Source organism: Pseudoflavonifractor sp. BSD2780061688st1 E11 (assembly GCF_005844125.1).
GTDB lineage: Bacteria > Bacillota > Clostridia > Lachnospirales > Lachnospiraceae > Sellimonas > Sellimonas catena.
Genome location: NZ_SPHM01000074.1, coordinates 1 through 4,849 on the forward strand (window position 1 = coordinate 1; position 4,849 = coordinate 4,849).

Here is a 4,849-nt window from a genome sequence, read left to right on the forward strand (position 1 = left end):
GAATGGAAGTAGAAATAAGCGTAAGACTAAAATCCACTTTAGCCCATTTAAAGTGGAAATAAACTTTTCAGTTCAGTATTAATTTTCCATTCACATATTCAATTTATTTTAAGAATATTCTAATGAAAATTGGTGATATATTATATTACCATTTTCATTTCTTTGGACGGATCATTATGCCATCAGATATTTTATTTGGCATTTGGATTATAGTATCATTGATACTTTTGGCACGGTTTATTGCTAGACGTATTTCGGTTCGGTCTGTGCTCAAAAAATATATTCTGAATGAGGAAGATTCAGAAGTGTACAAAAGATTTATTAAAAAATCTGGTATTCATTCTTTACGTATTGCAGTTACGCCAGAAAAAACTGCATCGATTTTTGGTGTAATACGTCCTATATTAATTCTACCTCAAAAAGGAATACTTGAAGAGGATTTGAAATTTATTATTCTACACGAGTTAGAACATTATCGTCATCACGACCTTTGGATTAAATTCCTTTTAGATGTTTTATCTTGTTTTCATTGGTGGAATCCATGTATTTATTTGTTAAAACGAGATGCAAATTTAGCTTTGGAATTATGTACAGATCAAAGAGTTATAAAAAATTCTGATAAAAGAGAGAAGCTGGATTATGCTGAGTCTCTCCTTCGTGTATCTAAAGCATTTGCCACTGGCACAAATAAAACTGTTTCCCAGGTGCATTATGATTTATCTCTTGTAGAAAAAGGTTCGTTGCAAATTCGAGTTCAGCGATTGCTAGATGCAAAAAGAACCAAACGACATACCCTTTTTAATGGCGTGCAAACATTATTTTTGATTTCCCTTTTGATGTTTTCAATGTTTATTGTTTTTGAGCCAGCTTCACACGAAATACCAGAAGAAGTTCAATCTGATACTTTTTCTATCACACCTGATAATGCTTACTTAATAAAAGAAAAAGGAGAGTATCATTTATACGTAAATGATGAATATCTTAGCACTATTGATCAAACTTCTGTAGAAGAGTCTTTTTCTGATATTCCTATTATTAAAGAGGAGTAAATGGCGTATGAATAAACATATTAAACCAATTCTTAATGTATTTCTGTTATGTTTTCTGCTAATTTTAGCAGAAGTTCCAGCTTTAGCATATGAACAGCCTGAAACTATGAAAGAAACAATGTCATACAGAGCTGATGAAATTGTTTGGCGATATAAAATAATTGATGGAAAAGTTCATAAGAGACAATACAATACAAGAACTCAAAAATGGATCGGAAATTGGATACCTGCGTAATCCTCCTCCTGCAAATTAGGACTGATTAATTTGCAGGGGATTTTTTTCCATATCTTTATTCACTTTTACAGTCAAACCAACCAATAAATTCCCAATCTTTCATAAAAAGTATAAACCAGGACCTATAATGAAGACATATATTTTATACGCAGTCCATCTTCCATTAAGTTATCTTTCGGGTATTTTTCAGTCAGCTTGCCGTTCTTTGGATGGCTTCCGCTATGGTTAGATGGAAAAATGAAAAAGACAGAGCTGGTCATCCTCAGCGGATATTGTATCATAGTCATGAGCAATACATCGATGATGATCACAATATGTTAGAATATCAAATCATCACACGGCGAATGTCCAAAGATTGCGGAAATTGATTCTATACCGGAAAACCAGCAGTCCGCATACAGCGAGGTTTTACGTGCAACTAACGAAGAACTGCGCAAATTCGCAGAACAATTGAATGAACTTTGCAGCCGGCTGACGCTGTGCGCTGTAGGAAGCCAGAACATGCTCAATACCTGTAAAGACCTCCTCGAACAGGAAGAGCTTTAGGAATCAAGGTCTCTTTCTCTGAGCGCCGTTCCTTGTTCCGTCTTCTTTTGAAAAAGTGATTGACAAACATATGTTTGGACGTTATACTTAATTACAGAAAGAACAAACGTTCGCCATTGAACGGTGAATAGTTTTTTAGAAACCGGATACACTTTTTCAAAAGAGAAGACCTGACAGGGATCGATAGAGGAGGATTGAGACTATGCAGGGAACTACAGCTACGATTCATACAAGAACAGCCAGAAGCGCAGCCGCGAGAAAGCAGCACGCGAAAAGGAAGCGTGCCGCACGTAAGAGAAGATTTCTTTTTATCTTACTTCTTTTACTTGTGGCAGTTACATCATTTACTCTTGGAAGCTTTTTATCAAGTGCCAGGGGAAGCCGTGAGGAAGATCCGTCCTATTTCAAATATTATAAGAATATTGAGGTAAAGGCGGGAGATACGCTTCACAGTCTGGCCGAAGAATACAATGAGCCTTCGGTCTCTTCTGACCGCGAGTATGTCAGTGAGATCCGAAAGCTCAATCACATGAAGTCCAGTGGTTTGATTCCAGGGCAGTCCCTGATCATTACCTATTATGACACCGAATATAAGTAGGACGTTTCCCATTTATGGCCTTCTGTACCACATACCCGGTACAGGAGGCCTGTTTGTTATCCTATATTTTTCTTCTTTTTCCCGCGCGGTACCGCATAGTATACCGGTAAACCTACCAGCGTCAGCAAAATGCTGAATACCGACATGAGCCACGCACGCATACCGGAGAGGAACAGCTGGTTAATAATAATATAGATACCGCCTGCAATAGCGATCAGCGGAACGACCGGATAACCTGGTACCCGGTAGGTACGGTGCAGATCCGGACGGTCTTTCCGGTATTTCATCACACCGATAAAAGTCAGTGTATAGAAGGTCCAGCTGGAAAAGACAGCCAGATCTGTCAGAAGATTAAACTGTCCTGTCAGGGCAAGCACGGCAGCAATCGTTCCGACCAGAATCAGACTGTTCGGCGGCACCTGATTTTTATTCAGCCTTGCAAGGCGTCTGCTTCCAGGAAGGCTTCCCTTGTCAGCCAGGAAATAAGCGACACGGGATCCAGAAAAGATAAATCCGTTGCATGCCCCGAATACCGAAATCATGATTCCAACCGATACAATACGTCCGCCCATATCCCCGAACAGCACAATGGCCACCGCGGATGCAGGCGCTGAAAGGGTGGCAAGCTCCGATGCCGGAAGTACCTGAAGGTAAGCAATATTGACGATGCAATATACTCCTGTAATAATGGAAACTCCGCCGATGATAGCAATCGGAAGATCTCTGGCAGGTTTCTTCATCTCTCCGGCGATTGCGCCTACGGATGTCCATCCCTCAAATGCAAACAATACAGCGACAATGAGCTGTCCCATTACGACGGCCGGATTCAGCCCATCCCCGATCATCGGCTCAAAAACCGGATAATTGCCGGTGCCTTTCCAGAATCCAAAAACAGTCAGAAGGATCAGCGGAATCATCTTACACACCGTAAAGAGGATCTGGATGCCGCCTCCGATTTTGGAGCCAAGTGTATTCAAAAACACAATAAAAAAGATCACAAGGATCGCAAGCGGTACAATCACCGCGTCTCCGACAAACAGCGCAGCCTGCTGTGCAAAGGCTACAGCCAACGCAGAGATCATGGCCGGATAAAAAAGAACCATCTGGGACCATCCGGCAAGAAACCCAAGCTTTGGTCCGTAGATCCTGCTGATATAAGTCGGGATCCCTCCGGTTTCCGGAATCAGGATTGCGATTTCCGAAAAAGTAAGTGCGCCTGCGATACTGATCAGACCGGTAATCAACCAGGCCAGAATGCCAAGACCGGGAGCACCTCCTGTTGCGGTAAAAATCGCCTGTGGTTTAAAAAAGACACCGGAACCAATCACACAGCCCACAACGGTTGAAGTGGCAGTTGCAAGTCCCAGGTTCTTTTTCAGTCTTCCTGAATCACTTCTCTGCTGCATCTGAAACCATCCCCTTTCCTCATAGTCTATCTATATTCATCATGCATACAGAAGTTGTCTCTTTTTAGTTTTATGTCTGATAGTATAACATAAATCCGACCGCTCCGCGACTGTCATTCTTTATGAAATCTTAAGAAACTATTGCAAGTCTCCTTTAGATTTAGAGGGTATCCTATACTTAGCAAAGGAGGAAATGGACTATGAGCATTCAGATTTTGACAGATTATTTTTTACAATATGGAGCATTTTTTATTTTTCTGATTGTTCTTCTGGAATACCTCAATCTGCCGGGGTTCCCTGCGGGTGTCATCATGCCTCTTTCCGGTATCTGGGCATCCAAAGGAGAAATTCATTTTGGCGTTGTACTGATTCTGACCGTTCTGGCCGGACTGATAGGAAGCTGGCTTTTGTATTTAATCGGGCGCCTCGGCGGAAAGACCGTGCTGGGCTGGTACTTCCGGAAATTTCCAAAGCAGGAGCCGCTCATCCGGGAAAAAATGGAGATGCTTCGGAAAAAGGGCTGCATAGGTGTTTTTATCAGTAAGCTGCTCCCTGTTGCCCGCACTTTGATTTCCATTCCGGCAGGTATGATCCGGATGAATTTCTGGGCCTACACCGTCAGTTCCTTTTTTGGTGTTCTGATCTGGAATCTGGTGTTTGTAGGTGCCGGCTATTTCCTCGGTGAAACAGCGATACTGGCGTGACAGGACTTTGTGCAGGCAGAACAGTCTAAAACCATGACCACCCGTCCAACGGGTGGTTTGCACTGAGGCTATAAGCCTCTACTACTGGCCAGCGCCTAAAGACGCTGGCTTTCACTTTGTTCAAGCCATCTTGCCTTTGCCTCTTTTGCTACCCCTCAAGGGGTATTTGTACTACTTGCTCCCCTTAAAAGGGTCCTCATATTCCTTTACACTTAACTTATCTAATGCGATATCATGTTTTTCTTGCTCTTGTATATATTTCCTTATTGTTGCTTCATTTAATCCTACCGTACTTACATAATATCCTTCTG

General features: G+C 41.8%; 5 protein-coding genes and 1 pseudogene. 4 read left to right on the forward strand and 2 right to left on the reverse strand.

The genetic code is table 11. From position 1 onward, the window contains the following. The first annotated feature begins 176 nt into the window (after positions 1-176). From FGQ85_RS17840 to FGQ85_RS17850, 3 genes are all read left to right on the forward strand, one after another. Positions 177-1,049, forward strand: a complete 873-nt coding sequence (locus tag FGQ85_RS17840) for a M56 family metallopeptidase (RefSeq protein ID WP_171028010.1) — start codon at positions 177-179, stop codon at positions 1,047-1,049. A 7-nt stretch (positions 1,050-1,056) separates the two neighbouring features. Then, entirely contained in the window at positions 1,057-1,284 is a 228-nt protein-coding gene (locus tag FGQ85_RS17845; protein ID WP_138374127.1) for a hypothetical protein, read from the forward strand. Positions 1,285-2,032: 748 nt separating this feature from the next. After that, the gene (locus FGQ85_RS17850) at positions 2,033-2,428 is read left to right on the forward strand and encodes a LysM peptidoglycan-binding domain-containing protein (RefSeq protein ID WP_087167891.1); all 396 of its coding nucleotides are present in this window, start codon (positions 2,033-2,035) and stop codon (positions 2,426-2,428) included. 56 nt (positions 2,429-2,484) lie between these two features. Here the strand turns inward: FGQ85_RS17850 and FGQ85_RS17855 are convergent, their stop codons facing one another. After that, on the reverse strand, positions 2,485-3,834 hold the full coding sequence (locus tag FGQ85_RS17855) for an amino acid permease (protein WP_138374128.1): 1,350 nt from the start codon (positions 3,832-3,834) through the stop codon (positions 2,485-2,487). A 200-nt stretch (positions 3,835-4,034) separates the two neighbouring features. Between FGQ85_RS17855 and FGQ85_RS17860 the strand changes: the two genes are divergently transcribed. Next, positions 4,035-4,538 carry a DedA family protein gene (locus tag FGQ85_RS17860; RefSeq protein WP_138374129.1) on the forward strand — a complete coding sequence of 168 codons (504 nt, stop codon included), beginning with the start codon at positions 4,035-4,037 and terminating at the stop codon, positions 4,536-4,538. Between the two features lie 171 nt (positions 4,539-4,709). Here the strand turns inward: FGQ85_RS17860 and FGQ85_RS17865 are convergent. Continuing rightward, a pseudogene (locus FGQ85_RS17865) lies at positions 4,710-4,849 on the reverse strand (IS200/IS605 family transposase); the annotation flags it as partial.